The sequence below is a fragment of the Streptomyces sp. NPDC031670 genome (assembly GCF_055580545.1).
Genome location: NZ_JBVILC010000005.1, coordinates 73765 through 91277 on the forward strand (window position 1 = coordinate 73765; position 17513 = coordinate 91277).

Annotated in this window: 15 protein-coding genes; 5 read left to right on the forward strand and 10 right to left on the reverse strand. The window is 71.4% G+C overall.

The window, feature by feature from the left end; genetic code table 11:
• Positions 1–244: 244 nt before the first annotated feature.
• Complete coding sequence (gene nsdA / locus ACZ5ID_RS11875; RefSeq protein WP_468896345.1) at positions 245–1720, reverse strand: transcriptional repressor NsdA; 1476 nt, start codon at positions 1718–1720, stop codon at positions 245–247.
• A 472-nt stretch (positions 1721–2192) separates the two neighbouring features.
• Here nsdA and ACZ5ID_RS11880 point away from each other — a divergent pair, with 472 nt between their 5' ends.
• The gene (locus ACZ5ID_RS11880) at positions 2193–2840 is read left to right on the forward strand and encodes a bifunctional DNA primase/polymerase (protein ID WP_468896348.1); all 648 of its coding nucleotides are present in this window, start codon (positions 2193–2195) and stop codon (positions 2838–2840) included.
• Between the two features lie 62 nt (positions 2841–2902).
• On the opposite strand, the gene ftsY is transcribed toward ACZ5ID_RS11880, so the two are convergent.
• The gene (ftsY, locus tag ACZ5ID_RS11885) at positions 2903–4132 is read right to left on the reverse strand and encodes a signal recognition particle-docking protein FtsY (RefSeq protein WP_468896351.1); all 1230 of its coding nucleotides are present in this window, start codon (positions 4130–4132) and stop codon (positions 2903–2905) included.
• 188 nt (positions 4133–4320) lie between these two features.
• Between ftsY and ACZ5ID_RS11890 the strand changes: the two genes are divergently transcribed.
• Both ACZ5ID_RS11890 and ACZ5ID_RS11895 read left to right on the forward strand, forming a co-directional pair.
• Complete coding sequence (locus ACZ5ID_RS11890) at positions 4321–5769, forward strand: cytosine permease (protein ID WP_468896354.1); 1449 nt, start codon at positions 4321–4323, stop codon at positions 5767–5769.
• 99 nt (positions 5770–5868) lie between these two features.
• Positions 5869–6840, forward strand: coding sequence for an LLM class flavin-dependent oxidoreductase (locus ACZ5ID_RS11895; protein WP_468896357.1), 972 nt, complete (start codon positions 5869–5871; stop codon positions 6838–6840).
• Positions 6841–6881: 41 nt separating this feature from the next.
• Here the strand turns inward: ACZ5ID_RS11895 and ACZ5ID_RS11900 are convergent, their stop codons facing one another.
• From ACZ5ID_RS11900 to ACZ5ID_RS11915, 4 genes are all read right to left on the reverse strand, one after another.
• On the reverse strand, positions 6882–8297 hold the full coding sequence (locus tag ACZ5ID_RS11900; protein ID WP_468896360.1) for a sugar porter family MFS transporter: 1416 nt from the start codon (positions 8295–8297) through the stop codon (positions 6882–6884).
• Between the two features lie 207 nt (positions 8298–8504).
• Positions 8505–12062 carry a chromosome segregation protein SMC gene (gene smc / locus ACZ5ID_RS11905; protein WP_468896363.1) on the reverse strand — a complete coding sequence of 1186 codons (3558 nt, stop codon included), beginning with the start codon at positions 12060–12062 and terminating at the stop codon, positions 8505–8507.
• A 242-nt stretch (positions 12063–12304) separates the two neighbouring features.
• Complete coding sequence (locus tag ACZ5ID_RS11910; protein WP_067164723.1) at positions 12305–12523, reverse strand: hypothetical protein; 219 nt, start codon at positions 12521–12523, stop codon at positions 12305–12307.
• Between the two features lie 383 nt (positions 12524–12906).
• Positions 12907–13188 (reverse strand): acylphosphatase, encoded by a 282-nt coding sequence (locus ACZ5ID_RS11915; protein WP_468896366.1) that lies wholly within the window; start codon positions 13186–13188, stop codon positions 12907–12909.
• Positions 13189–13354: 166 nt separating this feature from the next.
• Between ACZ5ID_RS11915 and ACZ5ID_RS11920 the strand changes: the two genes are divergently transcribed.
• Positions 13355–14194: a CAP domain-containing protein gene (locus ACZ5ID_RS11920; RefSeq protein WP_468896369.1), complete on the forward strand. Its 840-nt coding sequence runs from the start codon at positions 13355–13357 to the stop codon at positions 14192–14194.
• An 88-nt stretch (positions 14195–14282) separates the two neighbouring features.
• On the forward strand, positions 14283–14681 hold the full coding sequence (locus tag ACZ5ID_RS11925) for a winged helix-turn-helix transcriptional regulator (RefSeq protein WP_468896372.1): 399 nt from the start codon (positions 14283–14285) through the stop codon (positions 14679–14681).
• On the opposite strand, the gene mutM is transcribed toward ACZ5ID_RS11925, so the two are convergent.
• The 4 genes from mutM to ACZ5ID_RS11945 all read right to left on the reverse strand — a co-directional run bounded on the left by mutM (position 14654) and on the right by ACZ5ID_RS11945 (position 17371).
• Positions 14654–15514: a bifunctional DNA-formamidopyrimidine glycosylase/DNA-(apurinic or apyrimidinic site) lyase gene (gene mutM, locus ACZ5ID_RS11930; RefSeq protein ID WP_406555146.1), complete on the reverse strand. Its 861-nt coding sequence runs from the start codon at positions 15512–15514 to the stop codon at positions 14654–14656. The genes ACZ5ID_RS11925 and mutM overlap by 28 nt on opposite strands.
• Before the next feature lie 180 nt (positions 15515–15694).
• Positions 15695–16528 (reverse strand): ribonuclease III, encoded by an 834-nt coding sequence (gene rnc, locus ACZ5ID_RS11935; protein WP_406556574.1) that lies wholly within the window; start codon positions 16526–16528, stop codon positions 15695–15697.
• A 19-nt stretch (positions 16529–16547) separates the two neighbouring features.
• Positions 16548–16721: a 50S ribosomal protein L32 gene (rpmF, locus tag ACZ5ID_RS11940; protein ID WP_026165248.1), complete on the reverse strand. Its 174-nt coding sequence runs from the start codon at positions 16719–16721 to the stop codon at positions 16548–16550.
• A 2-nt stretch (positions 16722–16723) separates the two neighbouring features.
• Positions 16724–17371, reverse strand: coding sequence for a YceD family protein (locus tag ACZ5ID_RS11945; protein ID WP_468896929.1), 648 nt, complete (start codon positions 17369–17371; stop codon positions 16724–16726).
• Between the last annotated feature and the right edge of the window lie 142 nt (positions 17372–17513).

Genomic DNA, 17513 nt, shown 5'->3' on the forward strand with positions numbered 1-17513 from the left:
GCAGCGCGGTTTCCGTCGATGCCGCTCGATGTTTCGCCGCCGTGACGAAGAGGTCGGGCGTGTTACGTGGACATGAACTGCCGGATCATCGCCCTGGGGGGGTGGTCGCGGTGCCCGTACCCGCTCCGGGGTGACCGGCCGCGACGTCTCCCGGTCGACCTGGCGGGGGGAGCCGAGTCGGAGTGTGCCGGGACGTGCGTCGCGGCCGGCGTTCTGTATGCCGCCGTGGCGGCGCCCGGGGCGGTCAGACGGCCTCGGCCGTCTCGGGCAGCTCCTGGCCGAGGAGCTCGGTGAACTGGATGACCTCGGCCACCTCCCCGAAGTCCCGCACGGCGGTGTCGACGGTCTTGCGCAGCCGGGTGTTGACCCGCTCGGAGCGGACCGTCTTGGCGACCTTCAGCGCCTGCGCGGCCAGCACGGTGGACTGCTCGGGCTCGCGCTTGAGGAGGTGGACGGTGGCCATGCCGATGAGGTTCAGCGCATACGAACGCTGGTGGACGTCGTCCTTGCCGAAGAGCTCGACCGCGCGCTCCATGACGGGTTCGGCGAGGGTGGCGTACGTGGGGCTGCGGCCGGCCACGTAGGCGAGGTCGCGGAAGGAGTGGGCGTTCTCGCCGTTGAGCTCGGCCTCGGAGAAGAACTGGATCCAGTCGGGCTCCGGCTCGCCGTCGAGCCCGGCGTCGCCGAAGGTGTCCTCGGACATCCTGACGGCCCGCTTGCACTTGCTGGGCTGGCCCATGTTCGCGTACGCGCGCGCCTCCATCGCATACAGCATCGCCTGGGTGCGGGGGGTGGCGCAGTCGCGGCTGCCGTACTGGGCGAGGTGGATGAGTTCCAGGGCGTCGTCGGGGCGGCCGAGGTGGATCATCTGGCGGCTCATCGAGGACAGGATGTACGACCCGAGGGGCTTGTCGCCGCACTCCTTGGCGGCGTGCAGGGCGAGCACGAAGTACTTCTGGGCGGTCGGCTGGAGGCCCACGTCGTAGCTCATCCACCCGGCGAGTTCGGCGAGTTCGGCCGCGACCCGGAACAGCCGACGGGCGGTGGCCTCGGGCTGGGGCTCCTGGAGGAGGTCGGTGACCTCGTGGAGCTGGCCGACGACGGCCTTGCGGCGCAGTCCGCCGCCGCACTGGGCGTCCCACTGGCGGAACATCTCCGTGGTGGTCTCCAGCAGGTCGAGCTCGGGCGGGGAGAGCCGGGAGGGGCGCCGGGCGTTGGCGGGGGTCTCGACGTTGATGGACTCGGCGGGCGGCGCGGGCACCAGCCAGCGCTGCATGGGCTCGATGAGGGCGGGGCCGGCCGACAGCATCAGGGAGGTGCCGAGGAAGCCGCGCCGGGCCAGCATCAGGTCGCTGCGCGAGTACTCGCTGAGCAGGGAGACCGTCTGGGGGCCCGCCCAGGGCAGGTCGACGCCGGAGACCGACGGGGACTGGTGGGCGGTGCGCAGCCCGAGGTCCTCCACGGCCACGACGCTGCCGAACCGTTCGGAGAACAGCTCGGAGAGGATGCGCGGGATGGGCTCGCGCGGCATCTCGCCGTCGAGCCAGCGGCGGACCCGGGAGGTGTCCGTGCTGATGTGGTGGGCGCCGAGCTGGCGCGCCCGTCGGTTGACCTGGCGTGCCAGCTCGCCCTTCGACCAGCCGCTCCGTACGAACCACGAACTCAGCTGTTCGTTGGGGCGCTTGCCGGCGCTCGTACCGCTAGCCCCACTGCCGCCCACTGGAACGCCCCCATTCGGCTAAAGCCCCGTGCGTCGTCTTGGTCACGCGAACCCCTGTCGGATCGACGGATCCGTCGGATCCGTCACGCGAACTCCCGCCAGGATGCCGCGAGTTGATGCTTTCCGTCCTCAGGACGCGACCCCCGGGACGGTACAGCTCCTTGCCGTTGGCATACCCGCGAGTGCGCGCGTTCCAGGGTTCGTACACTCAGAGTAATTCTACGATCACCGGTCTGGCGAGGGCGATTCCGTAAACGCCACCATTCGCCACCCCTTCGAATGAACTCCCCCGGCTCCGTGCGCGATTCACTTGACACAGGTCGATCAGGAGTTGGCGGGACGGTGCACGCCGGGGCGCGCGGACCGGTTTCGCACCACCCTCCCCCTTCCGCCGCGCGCCATGGTGTGCGCGGTGCGCGATCAGGGGACTCCGGATCGTAACCACCGTCGCGTCTCACCCGTTGGAGGGGGCATGGGCTTCACGATCGGCGGCGGCCGGGGGATCCGCGAAATCCGGCCCGGTCCGCGGCGCCGCGGGCGCGCGACCGAGGTCACGGCGGTGGCCGAGTACACGGGCCTGTGGGGCTGGGACGTCGCCCCGGGGGCGCGGGCGCTCTCCGGCCAGTGCTCCTGCGGCGATCCGCTCTGCCCTGCGCCGGGTGCGCACCCGCTGGACTTCGTCCCCGAGGTGCCGGCGGGGGCGACGCTGGACGAGGTCGGCAAGGCGTGGGCGGAGTGTCCGGGGGCCTCGGTACTGCTGCCGGTGGGCCGTGCCTTCGACATCCTGGACGTGGCCGCGCCGGCCGGGCGGCGGGCGCTGGTGCGCCTGGAGCGGATGGGGCTGCCGCTGGGCCCGGTCTCGACGACCCCGGCGGGCCGCACGCACTTCTACGTGGCGCCGGGGGCGGCGGCCGAACTGCCGCTCCTGCTCTACCGGATGGGCTGGGACGACGCCGATCTGGACCTGGTCTGCCCGGGTCCGGGGGAGTACGTGCAGGCGCCCCCGTCGGCGGACGTGCACTGGCTGCGCCCCCCGTCCCTGGACACCGCGACCCGCCCCCCGGAGGCCCGTCTGCTGCTGGGCACCCTGGCGTACATCTGCCACCGGGCGCCGTCCTGACGTGACGACGCCCGCCCTCATCCGTTCGGTGAGGACGGGCGTCCGCGCTCCGCGAGGGGTGCTCAGTCCCCGATCAGCGCGTCCACGAACGCGCCGGGCTCGAACGGCGCGAGATCGTCCGCGCCCTCGCCGAGCCCGATGAGCTTGACCGGCACACCCAGTTCGCGCTGGACGGCGATGACGATGCCGCCCTTGGCGGTGCCGTCCAGCTTGGTCAGCACGATGCCGGTGATGTCGACGACCTCGGCGAAGACCCGGGCCTGGACCAGCCCGTTCTGCCCGGTCGTCGCGTCGAGGACGAGCAGGACCTCGTCGAGTGGCCCGTGCTTCTCGACGACCCGCTTGACCTTGCCGAGCTCGTCCATGAGCCCGGTCTTGGTGTGCAGCCGTCCGGCCGTGTCGATGAGGACGACGTCCGCGCCCTCCGCGATGCCCTCCTTGACCGCGTCGAAGGCGATCGACGCCGGGTCGCCGCCCTCGGGGCCGCGCACGGTACGGGCGCCCACGCGCTCGCCCCAGGTCTGGAGCTGGTCGGCGGCGGCGGCGCGGAAGGTGTCCGCCGCGCCCAGGACGACCGACTTGCCGTCGGCGACCAGCACGCGCGCGAGCTTGCCGGTGGTGGTGGTCTTGCCGGTGCCGTTGACGCCGACGACCATCACGACGCCGGGGACCTCGGCGCCGCCCTCGGCGGTGTTGCCCTCGGTGTTCACCGTGCGGTCGAAGTCCGGGCGGAGGATCGCGACGAGCTCCTCGCGCAGCAGCGCGCGCAGCTCGGCGGGGGTGCGGGTGCCGAGCACCCGGACGCGCTCGCGCAGCCGCTCGACGAGCTCCTGGGTCGGGGCGACGCCCACGTCCGCGGTGAGCAGGGTGTCCTCGATCTCCTCCCAGGTGTCCTCGTCGAGGTTGTCCCGGGACAGGAGCGTGAGGAGCCCCTTGCCCAGCGAGTTCTGCGAGCGGGCGAGCCGGGCGCGCAGCCGTACGAGACGGCCGGCCGTCGGCTCGGGCACCTCGATCGCGGGCGCGGCGGGCGCCTCGACGGGCGCCTCCTCGACCACGACGGGGCTCGCCGGGGCCTCGGGGAGGGCGACCTCCTCGATGGCGCGGCGTTGCTCCTCGGCGCTCTCCGCGGCGTCGTCGCCGACGTGCGGCTCGGCGGGCGGGGCAGTGATGGTCGGCGTGGACGGCGGTGCCGTGGGCGGCAGCTGCTTCTTCTTGCGGCTGCTGACCACGAGCCCGCTGATCGCGCCGACCGCGACCAGGGCGATGACTACGGCAAGGATGACGAATTCCATAACGTCCCCAGTATCAGTCATGGGCCACCGAGGGGGCCCGCTCGTGTCTTCCCATGAAGATCAAAGGGAATTATGGGGCAATCGTCGTATTAAGTTACGATGGAAGAGGAGGCATCAACGCGCGTAGAGTCCCCCGAGATGACCCCCACCGGCTCCTTCCGAGCCGAGCGAGAGGCAACCGCACCCCCATGAGCACCACCTCCCAGTCCGAAGGCGCACTGGAAACCCGTGGCCTTGAGCCCGTCCCCGACAGTGAGCGCACCGCCAGAACCCGCGAGCTCTTCCCGACCTGGGTCGCCGCCAACATCAGCGTGCTGCTGCTCACGATGGGCGCCAGCCTCGTCGTGACGTACCAGCTGAACTTCTGGCAGGCGATCGTCGTCGCGGTCGCCGCGCCGGTCGTCAGCTACGGCCTGGTGGGGCTCATCTCCATCGCGGGCAAGCGCGGCGGCGCGCCCGGCATGGCGCTCTCGCGCGCGGTGTTCGGCCAGCGCGGCAACCTGCTGCCCGGCTCGCTGATCTGGGTCGCCCGCTGGGGCTGGGAGACGATCAACGCGGTCACCGGCGCCTACGCGATGCTCACGGTCCTGGACATCGTGTTCGGCATCCGGAGCAACACCTTCCTGATCATCGTGACGCTGCTGCTCTTCGTGGTGACGACCTTCGCGATCTCGGGCCTCGGCATCAACGTCGTACAGAAGTGCAACAAGTACGCGACCTACCTCTTCGGCGCGTTCTCCGTGCTCGTGCTGGTCTATCTGGCGCTGAACACCGACTGGAGCGCGGTCTTCGACCGTCCGGCCGGGAAGATGTCGCTGATGGTGGCGGGCACCGGTCTGATCGCCGCCGGCGGTGTCAGCTGGATCCCGTCCGCCCCGGACTTCACCCGCTATCTGCCGCGCACCGCCTCGTCCCGGGCGATGGTGGCGAGCTCCGTCGGCGGCGCCGGGATCGTGGTGCTGCCGATGGTCCTGATGGGCGCGGTCATGGCGGTCTCCACCCCCGACCTCGCCTCGGCCGCGGACCCGGTCTCCTTCCTCGGCGAGATCCTGCCGCTGTGGATCGCGGTGCCGTACCTGCTGATCGCGCTGGTCGGCATGGTGCTGATCAACTCGATGTCGATGTACTCGGCCGGCTTCACCGCGCAGACCCTCGGCTTCAAGATCCCGCGCCACTGGGCGGTCTCGGTCAACGCCGTGATCTCGCTGGCCTTCGGCGGTGTGCTGATGCTGGTCGCCAAGAGCTTCATGGGCTCCTTCATCGCCTTCCTCTCGCTGCTCGCCGTCGCCTTCTCGGCCTGGGTCGGCGTCTTCGGCGCGGACATGCTGCGGCGCACCGAGTACGACGCGAAGGCGCTCCTCGACACCACTCCCACCAGCGCCTACTGGTACACCGGCGGCTTCTCCCCCGCCGCCGTCGCCGCCTGGGCGGTGGGCCTGGTCTCGGGCCTGCTCTTCACCACCTCGGACTGGTTCACCGGCCCGCTCGCCGCGAACAACCCGGTCGGCGAGTACGGCCTGGGCTGGGTGGCCACCATCGTGGTCTCCGGACTGCTGTACGTGGTGCTGCCCAAGCCCGCCGTCCCGGCACCGGCCGAGGACGAGACGGCCGAGGAGCCCGCACCCCTGGCCGTCTGACGCCTCGTCAGCTACCGTCCCCCTCCATCGGGTCCCATCGGGTTCCATCGGATCCCACCGGTTCCGGCCGGACCCGGCCCGGCGGAGGGGGACTTTGCCATGCCGTTCACCGTCGTACGTATGAACCTGGTGGCCCCGCACGAGCCGCCCGAGCCCTTGTCGGCCCGCTATCGCGCCGCGGTGGAGATGGCCGCGTACGCCGACACGCACGGCGTCGACACCGTGCAGACCGAGGAGCACCACGGCACCGGCAACGGCTGGCTGCCCTCGCCCTTCGCCTTCGCCGGCGCGGTCTTCGGGGCCACCAGCCGGATCGCGGTCACCGTCTCCGCGATCATCGGCCCGCTCTACGACCCGCTGCGGCTCGCCGAGGACATCGCCGTGCTCGACCTGCTCAGCGGCGGACGCCTGGTGACGGTGGCGGGGATCGGCTACCGGCCCGAGGAGTACGAGCAGGCGGGCGTCGAGTGGGGCCGGCGCGGCAAGCTCCAGGACCTGCTGCTGGAGACGCTGCTGAAGGCGTGGACGGGCGAGCCGTTCACCTACGGGGGACGTACCGTGCGGGTCACCCCGCGCCCCTTCACCCAACCGCACCCGATGCTGCTGGTGGGCGGCTCGTCGAAGGCGGCGGCCCGGCGGGCGGCCCGGCTGGGGCTGCCGTTCTTCCCCAGCGCGCACCTGCCGGAGCTGGAGGCGTACTACCGCGAGCAACTGGCGGCGCACGGCACCGAGGGCTGGACGATGATGCCCGCCGCGAGCACGCCGCTGCTCCATCTGAGCGAGGACCCGGACCGGGCCTGGGCGCTGTACGGGGAGCACTTCCTGCACGAGGCGCGGATGTACGCGTCCTGGCAGTCCAAGGACATCCGCTCGGCGGTCCGCTCGACGGCCGCCACGGTCGGGGAGCTGCGCGCCGAGGGCGTCTACCGGATCGTGACGCCCGAGGAGTGCGCGGCGCTGGGCGCCGAGAGCCTGGTGCTGCACCCGCTGTGCGGCGGGATGCCGCTGGAGGAGGGGTGGCGCAGTCTGCGCCTGTTCACGGACGACGTACTGCCCCGGCTCCATGGGTGAGCCGGGGCAGTACGTGTGTCGAGGAGAGAGGGCAGCGGGGTTTAGCCCATCTCCTCCAACGCCTTGCCCTTGGTCTCCTTGACGTACTTCAGTACGAAGGGGATCGAGAGGGCGGCGAAGACCGTGTAGATCACGTAGGTCGCGGAGAGGTTCCAGTCGGCCAGCGAGGGGAAGCTCGCGGTGATGGCCCAGTTGGCGATCCACTGCGCGGCGGCGGCGACACCGAGGGCGGCGGCGCGGATCCGGTTCGGGAACATCTCGCCGAGGAAGACCCAGACCACCACGCCCCAGGACAGGGCGAAGAAGAGCACGAAGACATGGGCGGCGACCAGGGCGATCCAGCCCTGGGTGGCGGGCAGCTTGCCGTCCACGAGGTCGTAGCTGAAGGCCCAGGCCTCCAGGGCGAGGCCGATGGCCATACCGACCGAGCCGATGAGCGCCAGCGGACGGCGGCCGATCCGGTCGACGAAGATCATCGCGATCACGGTGCCGATGATGTTGATGATCGACGTGGTGAAGGAGTAGAAGAACGAGTCCGTCGGGTCGACGCCGACCGACTGCCACAGCGTCGAGGAGTAGTAGAACGCGACGTTGATGCCGACGAACTGCTGGAAGACCGACAGCCCGATGCCGACCCAGACGATCGGCTTGAAGAAGAAGGAGCCGCCGAGCAGGTCCTTGAAGCTCGACTTCTCCTCGCTCTTCATGGCGTGCTCGATCTCGGCGACGCGGGCGTCAAGATCGATGTCGCCCTCGACCTCCTTGAGCACCTCACGGGCGCGCGCGTCGCGGCCGGCCGAGATGAGGAAGCGCGGCGACTCGGGGATGGCGAAGGAGAGCAGGCCGTACAGGACGGCGGGGATGACCATCACGCCGAGCATGACCTGCCAGGCCTCCAGGCCCATCAGCTTTCCGCGCTGGTCGCCGCCCGCGGCGTTGAGGATGCCCCAGTTGACCAGCTGCGAGATGGCGATGCCGATGACGATGGCGGCCTGCTGGAAGGAGCCGAGCCGGCCGCGGTAGGCGGCGGGGGCGACCTCGGCGATGTAGGCGGGGCCGATGACCGAGGCCATGCCGATGGCGAAGCCGCCGATGATGCGCCAGAAGGCCAGGTCCCACAGGGCGAAGGGGAGCGCGGAGCCGACGGCGCTGATGGTGAAGAGCACGGAGGCGATCTGCATGCAGCGGATGCGGCCGATGCGGTCCGCGATCCGGCCCGCGGTGGCGGCACCGATCGCGCAGCCGATCAGAGCGATCGCGATGACCTGGGCGAGCGCCGCGGAACCGATGTCGTAGCGGCCCCTGATGGCTTCGACGGCACCGTTGATGACGGCGCTGTCATAGCCGAAGAGGAAACCGCCCATCGCTGCCGCCGCCGCGATGAAGACGACGTGGGCGAGGTGCTCGGGATGCGCCGTGCGGGCTCCCGAGGCCGGTGGCTGCGTAGTGCTGGTCACGTGAACTCCTGGGGCCGCCCGGCAGCGTCGCCGGGCGTTGGGGGCACTTCAAGTGGCGCACAACTTCGGGTCACCCACCACTTGAAGGAAAAAGCAACGTTGCAGAGACTATGCCTTCAAGTTCCGAAGTCAATAGGGCGAGAGGTGTGAATTGAGCGACCCTGGCGTGTCGTGCTTGTTCAAGACTTGAAGATGGGTTAGGGGGACCTAGCGGAGGCGCTGGCTGATGACCTTGGATACGCCGTCACCCTGCATGGACACGCCGTACAGCGCGTCCGCGACCTCCATCGTGCGCTTCTGGTGCGTGATCACGATCAGCTGCGAGGACTCCTGGAGCTCCTCCATGATCCGGATGAGCCGCTGGAGGTTGGTGTCGTCGAGCGCCGCCTCCACCTCGTCCATCACATAGAACGGGCTCGGCCGCGCCTTGAAGATCGACACGAGCAGTGCCACGGCCGTCAGCGACCGCTCACCGCCCGAGAGCAGCGAGAGCCGCTTGACCTTCTTGCCCGGCGGGCGCGCCTCCACGTCCACCCCGGTGGCGAGCATGTCGGTGGGGTCGGTCAGGATCAGCCGCCCCTCGCCGCCCGGGAAGAGCCGCGAGAAGACGCCTTCGAACTCCCTGGCCGTGTCCCGGTACGCCTCCGTGAACACCTGCTCGACCCGCTCGTCCACCTCCTTCACCACCTGAAGAAGGTCGGCCCGCGTCTTCTTCAGGTCCTCCAGTTGCTCGGAGAGGAACTGGTGCCGTTCCTCCAGAGCCGCGAACTCCTCCAGCGCGAGCGGGTTGACCTTTCCCAGCTGCTGGTACGCCCGTTCGGCTGACCTCAACCGTTTTTCCTGATCCGCGCGGTCGAAACTCCGGGGCCGGTTGCGCGGGTGGTCCGGGTCCTCGGGAAGCTCCTCCCCCTCGGCGGCGGGGGACGGCGGCACCGGCTGGTCGGGCCCGTACTCCGCGATCAGCCCGGCTGGCTCGACCCCCAGCTCCTCCAGCGCCTTCGTCTCCAGCTGCTCGATCCGCAGCCGCTTCTCGGCACCGAGTACCTCGCCGCGGTGCACCGAATCCGTCAACTTGTCGAGCTCGCCCTTGAGGTCGCGGCCGGTGGCCCGGGCGCCCGCCAGCTCCTGTTCGCGCGCGGCCTTCGCGGCCTCGGCGGCCGTCCGCTCCCGTTCGGCCCGCGCCACCGAGACCTCGACATGGGCGAGCAGGGTCCGCGCGCCCGCCGCCACGGCCGCGGCCACCCTGGCCTCGTGGCGCAGCCGGGCGCGGCGCTCCTCGGCCCGGGCGCGGGCCTCGCGCTCGGCGCGGGCGCCCCGGTCGAGCGCGTCGGCCCGCCCGGCCAGGCCCTTGACCCGCTCCTCGTGCGTACGCAGCTGGAGGCGGGCCTCCATCTCGGTCTGGCGGGCGTTGGCCCCGTCGGCGGCGAGCCGGTCCCGTACGGAGGTGTCGGGCTCCTCCTGCACCGGCATCTCCTCGGCCACCAGGAGCCGCTCGGTCAGCTCCTCCGCCTCCTCCAGCGCCTTCTCCAGGGCCTCCTGGGCGCGGGCGGCAGCCGCCGCCGTGCGCTCGGCCTCGCCCGCGGCGCCGCGGGCCTGCCCGGCGAGGCGTCCGAGCCGCTGGGCGACGGACGACTTCTCCCGGTCGGCGGCCCGGCGCCGCTCCCCCAGCTCCTCGACCCGCTCGGCGCACCGGGCCCGCCGCTCCCCGGCCGCCCGCTGGGCCCCGGCGAGCTCCTCGCACCGCACCGCCAGCTCCGCCAGCTCGGCGGCGGCCTCGTCGACGGACGCCTGCACCTCCAGCAGGCTGGGCGCCCCGGCGGACCCGCCGTGCGCGAAGTGCGCCCCGAGCAGATCGCCCTCGGCGGTGACGGCGGTCAGCTCCGGCCGGGCGTGGACCAGGTCCTCGGCGTCCTCCAGGGTGTCCACGACGACGATCCCGCGCAGCAGCCTGCCCACGGCGGGCAGCAGTTCCGCCGGGCCGCGCACCAGGTCCGCCGCGCGCGGAGGCCCGCCCGGCCGTACGGGATCGGGCTCCTGGGGTCCCGGCAGTCCGCCCACCAGCAGCGCGGCCCGCCCCGCGTCCTGCTTGCGCAGCAGCCGGATCGCCTCGGCGGCGGTGGCGGGGCCCGACACCGCGAGCGCGTCGGCGGCGGCGCCCAGGGCCGCGGCCACCGGGACCTCGTAGCCGGGCTCGACGGTGAGCAGGGCGGCGGCGGGGCCGAGCAGGCCCCGCAGTGAGTCCTGGGCGGCGAGCAGGGCGCCCGTGCCGTCCTTGCGGCGCAGGCCCAGGGCGAGCGCGTCGTGGCGGGCGGCCACGGCTGCGCGTCTGCGCTCGGCGGCCGTGGCCGCCTCGCGGGCGGCTCCGAGGGCCGCCTCGGCCTCGTCCAGTTCGCGCCTGGCGCGGTCGTGGGCCTCGCCGAGCTCGTGGTCGTCCGCGTCCAGGCCGTCGACCTCGGCCTTCAGCGCCTCGTACTCCTCCTGGGCCAGCGCCGCCCGCTCGCCCGCCTCGTCCCGCGCCGCCGCGAGCCGGTCGATCTCCGCCTGCGCCGAACCCGCCCTGCTCCGCGCCGCGTTGACCTGGCCGTGCAGCCGCGCCAGGCCTTCGCGCCGGTCCGCGATGGCCCGGGCCACGTCCTTCAGACGCCGCTCCTCCAGCGCGAGTTCCCGCTCCAGCTCGGCGCGGTGGGAGGCGGTGTCCTCCAGGGCGCGTTCGGCCGCCTCGCGGGCCGCCTCCAGCTCCGCCTCCTGCTCCCGGATCCGGGCCGCCTCGCGCTCCATCTCCTCCGGGTCGCGGCCCCGGCGCTCCTCCGGCGGCTGGGCGGTGGCACTCTTCACGCGCGCGTCCGCGAGCGAGACCGTGCCCCGCACCCGCTCGGCCAGCCGCGACAGCTCGTACCAGGTCTGCTGGGCACCGGTCAGCCGGGGCGCGAGCGCGCGGACCTCCTCCTCCAGCTCCGCCTCGCGCGCGAGGGCGGCCTTCAGCTCGGCCTCGGCGCTGTCCTTGCGCTGCTTGAGCGCCACCTCGTCCTCGATCTCGGCCCGCAGCGCCTCACGCAGCCGCACCAGGTCGTCGGCGAGCAGCCGCAGCCGGGCGTCGCGCAGATCGGCCTGGATGACGGCGGCCCGGCGCGCGACGGCGGCCTGCCGGCCCAGCGGCTTGAGCTGGCGCCGCAGCTCGTCGGTGAGGTCCTGCACGCGCGCGAGGTTGGCCCGCATCGCGTCCAGCTTGCGCAGCGCCTTCTCCTTGCGCTTGCGGTGCTTCAGGACGCCGGCCGCCTCCTCGATGAAGGCGCGGCGGCCCATCGGGTCGGCGTGGAGTACGGAGTCGAGCTGGCCCTGCCCGACGATCACGTGCATCTCGCGGCCGATACCGGAGTCGGAGAGCAGTTCCTGGATGTCGAGGAGCCGGCAGGTCTCCCCGTTGATCTGGTACTCGCTGCTGCCGCCCCGGAACATGATCCGGGTGATGGTGACCTCGGCGTACTCGATCGGCAGGGCGCCGTCGGAGTTGTCGATGGTGAGGGAGACCTCGGCACGGCCCAGCGGCGGGCGGCCGGTCGTCCCGGCGAAGATGACGTCCTCCATCTTGCCGCCGCGCAGCGACTTGGCGCCCTGCTCGCCCATGACCCAGGACAGCGCGTCCACGACGTTGGACTTGCCGGAGCCGTTGGGGCCCACCACACAGGTGATGCCGGGCTCGAACTTCAGAGTCGTCGCAGAAGCGAAGGATTTGAACCCGCGCAGGGTCAGGGCCTTGAGGTGCACGCCGTCGGACTCTACTCTGCGCCCCCGTCCGCGCCCCGGGAAGGCACAGCCCCGGCGGTTTCACCTCTGATCACGCAGGGCACACCGATGAGAAGGACGCGGGGGCGGAGACGAGCGGAGACGAGGAGTGGCGGCGGCCGGGTGAGGGCCGGGAAAGAAAGAAGGGACGCCTGAGGCGTCCCTTGCATATCTATCTCGGGAGAGTGGACTCTCACCTACGGGCCTCGGGGCGCGGCCCGGGGTCAGGTGAGCGCAGGCTCCGCCTGGGGTACGTCGATGTCGATGCCTTCGAGCAGCGAGTCTCCGCGGTGCGAAGCGACGGCAGCGGACAGCGCGTCCTTCTCGGACTGGATCCGTACAAGCTCGGACTCAAGGTCCTGGACACGCTGCTGGAGCCGTCGCATCTCGGCGAGGAGTCGCGGGTCGGAACCGCCGACGTAACCGAGAAGCGCCTTTGCCATGATGGATGGTCCTCCACAATGAGTGACCGACCGAAGCGGTGTGGGTCGTGAGGGAATCGCACCCGCGATGTTTGGACTTCGACTGCGGTTCTTCATGCCAAACAGCTAAGGTGCGCGGGGCTTTCAGCGTCTCACCAAAAAGTTTGACGGTCAACACGATCACGCCCCGCATCGGCGGGCAATCCGGGGGCCGTCGAGCCGGAAAGCGTCCGGCGAGGCCTCTCCTCGGAGCCCTGGGGGCGTGGAGATCATCCTTCTAGCGGCAGCCTTGCACGCCCGGCCCGGATTGGCAACAACGAAGTCGTACGAGGTCAGGGGCCCCGGACCGGTACCGGCCGACCGATGGGCGCTCCCCGGGCCGCCCGGCCCGCGCCCCGGGGGCCCTAGCGGATGGCGAAGCCGTCGTAGCCGCCACGCGGTGTGGCCCAGATCTCGGTGACGCCGTCGACCCTGCCGGGTGTGTCGGCGCCCCTGAGCCACTCCAGCAGACGGTGGCAATTATCACGTGGCCCCTCGGCCACGACCTGCACCCTGCCGTCGTCGAGGTTGAGGGCGAACCCGACGAGGTTGCCGATCTCCAAAGCGTTTGCCCTGGTGAACCAGCGGAAGCCCACTCCCTGTACTCGGCCGCGTACCCAGGCGGTGAGCCGTGCATCTTCGTTCATGGGTGCACGCTAACCGGCCAATAGCTCACGGAGCACTTCGCCCTCTTGCGTCATGGCGTACAGTCCCGACGCAATGAGCCTCACCCGTTCGGACCAGTGCCCGTCACCCCTGACGGGGGCCGGGGCTCAGGAACCACAAGCACTGAAGCAATAAGGGAGGCCCGCAGTGGGACGCCATCGTCGCTCCGCCGAGCCCGCCAAGAAGCGGCCCGTCGTGCCCGTGCGCACCGGTCTGCTCGGCGCGTCCGCCGCCGTGGCGGTGGGCGCCGTGGCCATAGCCTCCGGTCTGCTGCCGGGCGGCTCCTCCTTCGAGCTCAACGGCGGGTCCACGGGCGAGCACGTCCAGGCCGGCGGCGCCGGCTCCGACCTGCGCCAGCAGGGCGGCCAGTCCGCGCAGCCCACCAGCGCGGCCCCCTCGGCGCCGATCACCTCGCCGAGCAGCCACGCCCCCCTCACCTCCCCGTCCGCCACGCCCTCCCAGAAGCCGTCCTCGGCCGCGCCCGCCCCGGCCCGGACGCGGGAGAAGTCCTCGGCCCCGGCGGCGCCCCGGACGGCCACGCCGTCCGCGTCCCCGTCCCGGGCGCGGGCCGTCGTGCCCGAGCAGCCGCAGATCAAGGCGCCCACCGCCGAACAGGCGGCAGCGGCGACCGTCGTGTCGCTGGTCAACCAGCAGCGCGCCCAGGCGGGCTGCAGCCCCCTGAAGGCCTCCGCCTCGCTCGCGGCGCTGGCCACCGCGTTCAGCGACGACATGGCGGCGCGCGGCTTCTTCGACCACACCGACCCGGACGGCAAGAGCCCCTGGGACCGGGCCGCCAAGGCGGGCATCGGCAACCTGGGCGGCGAGAACATCGCCCGCGGCCAGGCGGACGCCAAGGCCGTCATGGAGGCCTGGATGAACAGCCCCGGCCACCGGGCGAACATCCTGAACTGCGACTACAAGACCCTCGGTGTCGGGGTGCACCTCGGCGAGGGCGGCCCGTGGTGGACGCAGGACTTCGGCTTCTGACAGCCGGGCCTCCCGACAACCGACCTGCGGCTCACACACGGACAGCGCTAACTTCTGGTTAGCGCTGTCTCGTCGTATGGTGAACGGTATGGAAGAGACCGCCACCGCCGACCCCGCGGACCTGCCGTTCGACGTCTTCTCCAAGGCGTGCCCCTCGCGCGGCACCCTGGAGCACGTCACCGGCCGCTGGGGCAGCCTCACCCTGGGCGCGCTCCACGAGGGCGGCTTCCGCTTCAACGAGCTGCGGCGCAGGGTCGACGGGGTGAGCGAGAAGATGCTCTCCCAGACACTCCAGGCGCTGGAGCGCGACGGGCTCGTCCACCGCGAGGCCCAGCCGACCAACCCGCCGCGCGTCGACTACACCCTCACCCCGCTGGGCACCGAGGTCGCCGAACGCCTGCTGGGCCTCATCCACCTCATGGAGGACCGGATGCCGTCGGTCCTCCAGGCGCGCGAGCGCTACGACGCGACGCGCGGCGGGCGCTGACAGCGCGGGCAGAAGTAACTGGACCGGTTCATCCAGGGGCGCCGGCGCATCGGAGTGCCGCACCGGCGGCAGGGCTCGCCCTCGCGCCCGTACGCGTCGAGCGAGCGGTCGAAGTACCCCGACTCCCCGTTCACGTTCACATACAGGCTGTCGAAGCTGGTGCCGCCGACGGCGAGGGCCGCGGTCATCACCTCCCTTACGTGACCGAGGAGTTCGGCGGACTTGGGGCGCGTGAGCGTCGAAGTGGGGCGCTCGTAGTGCAACTTGGCGCGCCACAGCGCCTCGTCGGCGTAGATGTTGCCGACCCCGCTGATGAGTGACTGGTCGAGCAGCGCGCGCTTGACGGTGGTGCGGCGCAGTCGCAGCGCGGTGAAGAAGGCGGCGTCGTCGAAGAGTTCGTCGAGCGGGTCGCGCGCGATGTGCGCGATGACGTCGGGCAGTCCGTCGGGCGTGTTGTCGTGGAGCGAGAGTCCGCCGAAGGTCCGCTGGTCGACGAAGCGCAGTTCGGTGCCGGCCGCGTCCTGGAAGCGCAGCCGGATCCGCAGGTGCTTCTCGTCGGGCGCGCTCTCGGGCTGGACGAGCAGCTGCCCGCTCATCCCGAGGTGCCCGAGCACGGACTGCCCGGTGTCGGCCAGCGGCAGCCAGAGGTACTTTCCGCGCCGCTGCGCGACCCCGATCCGGTGGCCCTTGAGGCGGGCCGCGAAGTCGGCCGCGCCGGCCGGATGGCGGCGTACGGCGCGCGGGTGCAGCACCTCGACGTCGTCCACGGTCCGTCCGGCCACCCAGCGCTCAAGTCCACGGCGGACCACTTCCACCTCGGGGAGTTCTGGCACGGGCTCCTCCACGGGGGCGCGGGACGACGGGATGCCTGGAGGGTATCCCGCCCCTCCCCCTCGCTGATGCCCCGGGGCCGCACGTCGGTCCGGGGGCCCGGGGGGCGGCGGCGATTGCGCGCGGGCGCGAAAAACCCCTGCCCGCACGGAAATCCGTGCGGGCAGGGGTTCAGGAAACGGTCAGGCTGCCGGGTCGGCGGCGGGGGTCGGCGTCCCGCCGGTCGGCTCGGTCGCGGGGGCCTCGGCCTCCGCCTTCGCCCGTGCGATCCGCTCGTCCGCCGCCGCGCGGATCGCGCGCCATGCGGACTCTGCGGCCTGCTGCTCCGCTTCCTTCTTGCTGCGGCCGGTGCCGGTGCCGTACGAGACACCACCGACGCGGGCGGCAGCAGTGAAGGTCTTCTCGTGGTCGGGACCCGTCTCGGAGACCAGGTACTCCGGAACGCCGAGGCCTTCGGCCGCGGTGAGCTCCTGGAGGCTGGTCTTCCAGTCCAGGCCGGCCCCGAGGTTCGAGGACTTCTCGATCAGGGGGTCGAAGAGCCGGTGGACGAGCTCGGAAGCCGCCCCGAGACCCTGGTCCAGATAGACCGCGCCGATCACCGCTTCAAGGGTGTCGGCGAGGATGGAAGCCTTGTCCCGGCCGCCCGTGCCCTCTTCGCCCCGGCCGAGCCGGATGAAGGAGCCGAGGTCGAGCCCACGGCCCACCTGCGCCAGCGCACGAGAGTTGACCACCGCGGCCCGGAGCTTGGCCAACTGGCCTTCCGGGAGATCGGGGTGGGTCCGGTACAGCGTGTCGGTGACGACGAGACCGAGCACCGAGTCCCCGAGGAACTCGAGCCGTTCGTTGGTCGGCAGACCGCCGTTCTCGTATGCGTAGGAACGATGGGTCAGCGCACGCACCAGAAGGGCGGACTCAAGGTGATACCCGAGCCGCCCTTCCAGAAGCGTGTGGGACGAGGCCGAGTTGTTGTCGCTACTGCCCGCCTTCTTGGCGCCGGCATTCGACAGATCAGACATCGGGCCTCTCACCAGCCGCTCAGACCTCGAGGACCTGGCGCTTGTTGTAGGTGCCGCAGCTCGGGCACGCGATGTGCTGCTGCTTCGGCTCCTGGCAACGCTCACACGAAACCAGGGTGGGGACCGCAGCCTTCCACTGCGACCGGCGGTGGCGCGTGTTGCTGCGCGACATCTTCCGCTTCGGAACAGCCACGGCTACTTCTCCTGCTTCTCGGCGGCGCGCTGCACGTCAGAGGCAGTGCCGCTCATGTTGTCCTTCTCGCCGTCCTGGATGGTCCCGGCGAGTCCTTGCAGTGCCGCCCAACGGATGTCGACGGCGTCGTGGTGGTGGTCGGGGTCGTCCTCAAGCCTGAATCCACAGGTGGAACACAGGCCGAGGCAGGTCTCCCGGCACACCGGCTGCATCGGCAGTGCGAGCACCACCGCGTCACGCAGCACCGGTTCGAGGTCGAACATTCCGTCCTCGAGCGGCATGACGTCCTCGTCCTCGGCGTCGTCGACCGGCTCCGCCTGCTTGCTGCGGCCCCGGTCGTCGGCGTCAGGGTACGAGAACAACTCCTGGAAGTCCGCATCGAGCGCGAGCTCCAGCGGCTCCAGACACCTTACGCACTCCCCCTCGGCCGATGCACGGGCGGTGCCTGTGACAAGCACCCCTTCCATGACCGACTCCAGGCGGAGCTGGATCTCCACGGGCGCGCCCTGGGGCACACCGATGACGCCGTCGATCCCGAGATCGGCGGGCGCCTCGACCGTGCGGGAGATCCGCTGGAGGGCACCGGGACGCCGGCCCAGCTCGCGTGTGTCGAACACGAGAGGGTTGCGGTGGTCGAGGTGCGTACTCAGGGTTCTTCCCGCTTTCGGATCGTGGAGGGTTGGCCGCCAGGCGTCGCCGTGGGTGCGGCGATGCGCGGGCAGCGTTGATCGCGGACGTACGCGCGACCGAAGAGCCAGTTTACTTGACGCGCCGCGTTTGACCCAATCCGGT

Coding starts and splice junctions, on each gene's coding strand:
- ACZ5ID_RS11880 (WP_468896348.1), top strand. CDS start 2,193: ATGGGCTTCACGATCGGCGGCGGCCGGGGGATCCGCGAAATCCGGCCC.
- ftsY (WP_468896351.1), bottom strand. CDS start 4,132: ATGGAATTCGTCATCCTTGCCGTAGTCATCGCCCTGGTCGCGGTCGGC.
- ACZ5ID_RS11890 (WP_468896354.1), top strand. CDS start 4,321: ATGAGCACCACCTCCCAGTCCGAAGGCGCACTGGAAACCCGTGGCCTT.
- ACZ5ID_RS11895 (WP_468896357.1), top strand. CDS start 5,869: ATGCCGTTCACCGTCGTACGTATGAACCTGGTGGCCCCGCACGAGCCG.
- ACZ5ID_RS11910 (WP_067164723.1), bottom strand. CDS start 12,523: ATGGCAAAGGCGCTTCTCGGTTACGTCGGCGGTTCCGACCCGCGACTC.
- ACZ5ID_RS11915 (WP_468896366.1), bottom strand. CDS start 13,188: ATGAACGAAGATGCACGGCTCACCGCCTGGGTACGCGGCCGAGTACAG.
- ACZ5ID_RS11925 (WP_468896372.1), top strand. CDS start 14,283: ATGGAAGAGACCGCCACCGCCGACCCCGCGGACCTGCCGTTCGACGTC.
- rnc (WP_406556574.1), bottom strand. CDS start 16,528: ATGTCTGATCTGTCGAATGCCGGCGCCAAGAAGGCGGGCAGTAGCGAC.